2 protein-coding genes are annotated in these 3,307 nt (G+C 59.1%); one reads left to right on the forward strand and one right to left on the reverse strand.

Annotated elements, in window-relative coordinates; translation table 11 throughout:
- Window positions 1-55: 55 nt before the first annotated feature.
- Entirely contained in the window at window positions 56-1,498 is a 1,443-nt protein-coding gene (gene uxaC / locus Q0K17_RS11010) for a glucuronate isomerase (protein WP_294542955.1), read from the reverse strand.
- 373 nt (window positions 1,499-1,871) lie between these two features.
- Here uxaC and Q0K17_RS11015 point away from each other — a divergent pair.
- Window positions 1,872-3,307: tagaturonate reductase (locus tag Q0K17_RS11015; RefSeq protein WP_294542956.1), on the forward strand; the 1,436-nt coding region annotated here is incomplete at its 3' end.

Genomic DNA, 3,307 nt, shown 5'->3' on the forward strand with positions numbered 1-3,307 from the left:
AAAAAAGGAGAGAACCTTCCGGTTCTCTCCTTTTTGTATAACTGGCAGATAAATATTACAGATTGAAATACCGCTTGGCGTTGTAGTAGCTGATGCCTTCCACGATCTTCTTCAGGGACTTTTCGTCGTTGGGATACTGGCCGTTCTCCACCCAGTTGCCGATGAGGTTGCACATCAGGCGGCGGAACAGCTCGTGGCGGGTGTAGCTCAGGAAGCTGCGGCTGTCGGTGAGCATGCCGATGAAGTTGCCCAGCAGGCCCAGGCGGGCCAGGGTCTTCATCTGCTGGTACATGCCGTCGTCGGTATCGCAGAACCACCAGGCGCTGCCCAGCTGGATCTTGCCCGGGACCTCGTCATCCTGGAAGGCGCCCAGAATGGTGCCCAGCATGTCGAAGTCGGCGGGGTTCAGGCTGTACAGGATGACCTTGGGGCATTCGCCTGTCTCGGTCAGGGCGGACAGCAGGCTGCTGATGGAAGCGCTGCCGTCGGTCACGGCGATCATGTCAAAGCCGGTGTCGGGGCCCAGCTTCTTGTACATGCGCTGGTTCACGTTGCGCAGGCAGCTGTAATGGATCTGCATGACCACGTTGTACTTCTTGTACAGGCGGCCCATCTTGATGAGCAGGTAGGTGATGTACTCGTCGCACTCCTGCTTGGTCAGGATCTCACCGGCCATGGCCTTCTTGAAGGCGGCGGTGGCCTTGTCCACGTCGGTCTCCACAAACGGCACATAGTCCAGGCCGTGGTCGGCGGCGCGGCAGCCCATCTTCACAAAGAACTGCAGCCGCTCATCCAGGGCGGACACCACGCAGTCGGCGCAGGCGAACTTGCGGCCCACCACGTTTTCCAGCTGGTGGATGTACTCCGCAAAACCGGCCTTGTGGATGTTCACGGCTTTGTCCGGGCGGAAGGAAGGCGCCACCACCACCTTGATGGAAGGATCGTTCTTGATCTTCTCATGCCATTCCAGGCTGTCGATGGGGTCGTCGGTGGTGCCCACCATGGCCACGTTGCTCTGGGCGATCAGGCCGCGCACGGTCATGTTGGGGTCGTGCTGCAGCTTGTCGTTGCACAGGTTCCACACCTCTTCGGCGGTGTCGCCGTTGAGCACGCCCTCATACCCGAAATACTTCTTCAGTTCCAGGTGGCACCAGGTATACATGGGGTTGCCGATGGCCATTTCCAGGGCTTCGGCAAACTTCTGGAAGCGTTCACGGTCGGGCTTGTCGCCGGTGATGTACTCTTCCGGCACGCCGTTGGAACGCATGACGCGCCACTTGTAGTGGTCGCCGAAATAGTAGTCCGACCCGTCGGCCAGGACCTGATGGCCGCCCAGCCACACCTGGGCGATGTTCTCAAAGCGGCGGTCCTCGTAGATCTCCTGCGGGGGAATGTGGCAGTGGTAGTCCACGATGGGCAGCGATTCGGCGTAGTCGTGGTACAGGTGCTGCGCGGTCTTGGTTTCCAGCAGGAAATCCTTGTCCATAAATGCTTTCATAAACCGGTACTCCTTTGTTGACCTTGGCATTCTGCCGCCCGAAAAGGAACGGATCATGCACCGTTCGGGCAGCATAATATAACATAACCTGCTACCATTATACAAAGGATTGACCGGCGGAACAAGTTGCAAAAATTGCCCAGAACCCGAAATATCTGCCAAAAATTCAAGGTACTGCTTGTGCAAAACGCAGAAACACCGAAATGCCCCGGCAGATGCGCAAAATATGTTCGTTCCTGCCGGAATGAATCTTGACGGGCCTGCCCAAAAAACATAGAATAGGGGTGATATTGAGCGTCTATTGGTCACGGCGCATCCGGTGCCGCGGCATGGGCAGGGCGCGAATTTTGCGAACGTAAGGAGAGCAATTCACATGGAAACCTTGAACTACCAAGTCCTGGAAAAATCCGGCTACAAGGGCTACGTCCTCAAGGACGCCCCGGAAAAGGTCCTGCAGTTTGGCGAGGGCAATTTCCTGCGTGCATTCGTTGATTACTGGTTCGATGTCTCCAACGAGAAGGTGGGCTGGAACGGCAAATGCTGCCTGGTGCAGCCCATCACCCCCGGTCTGGCCAAGCTCATCAACGACCAGCAGGGGCTTTACACCCTGTACCTGCGCGGCCGCCAGAACGGCGAAAAGGTGGACGCCAAACGGGTGATCTCCAGCGTGTCCCGCTGCCTGAACCCCTATGAAAAGGAAGACTATGATGCCATGATGCAGGTGGCGGTCTCGGACGAGCTGGAGTACATCGTCTCCAACACCACCGAAGCCGGCATTGTCTATGACCCGGCCTGCCAGCAGGCGGACTGCCCGCCGGCCTCCTTCCCGGCCAAGCTGACCCAGGTGCTGTATGCGCGCTACAACGCCAAAAAGCCCGGTGTGGTGGTGCTTTCCTGCGAGCTGATCGACAACAACGGCAAGGAACTGCTCAAGTGCGTGAACCAGTACATCGACCAGTGGGGCCTGGACGACGGCTTCCGGAAATGGGTCAATGAGGACTGCACCTTCTGCTCCACCCTGGTGGACCGCATCGTGCCCGGGCGCATCCGGGACGCTGCCGAGGTGGCCCGTCTGGAAGAGGAGAACGGCTACCACGACGAGCTCATCGACGTGGGCGAGATCTTCGGCGTCTGGAACATCGAAGGTCCGGCCTGGCTGGAGGACAAGCTCCCCTTCAAGGCCGCGGGGCTCAACTGCCCGGTGGTGCCGGACGTCACCCCCTACAAGAAACGCAAGGTCCGCATCCTCAACGGTGCCCACACCGGTTTTGTGCTGGGCGCCTATCTGGCGGGCTTTGACATCGTGCGGGACTGCATGCACGACGACGTCATCCGCGGCTTCATGAACAAGATGCTGCTGGAAGAGGTGGTGCCCATCCTGCCTCTGGACCAGGAGGACTGCAAGCAGTTCGCTGCCGCGGTGGAGGACCGCTTCAACAACCCCTTCGTGAACCATGAGCTCATGAGCATCAGCCTGAACTCCACCTCCAAGTGGCGGGCCCGGAACATGCCCTCCCTGCTGGAATATGTGGAGAAAAACGGCACCCTGCCCACCTGCCTGAGCATGGGTCTGGCCGCCTACATCGCCTTCTATTCCAACGACATCCAGGGCCTGACCGACAAGGGCCTGGTGTGCAAGCGGGCCAAGGGCAACGAGTACACCGTCAGTGACGACCGCTGGGTGCTGGAATTCTACAACGCCCACAAGGACGACGACATCCCCACCCTGGTGCACGCCGTCATGACCAACGAGCAGATGTGGGGCCAGGACCTGACCGCCGTGCCCGGTTTTGAGCAGCGCACCGTGGA

Source organism: uncultured Gemmiger sp. (assembly GCA_944388105.1).
Classification (GTDB): domain Bacteria; phylum Bacillota; class Clostridia; order Oscillospirales; family Ruminococcaceae; genus Gemmiger.

What these genes read in the sequence shown, in the direction of transcription:
- uxaC (WP_294542955.1), bottom strand. Translation starts at nt 1,498, where the DNA reads ATGAAAGCATTTATGGACAAGGATTTCCTGCTGGAAACCAAGACCGCG.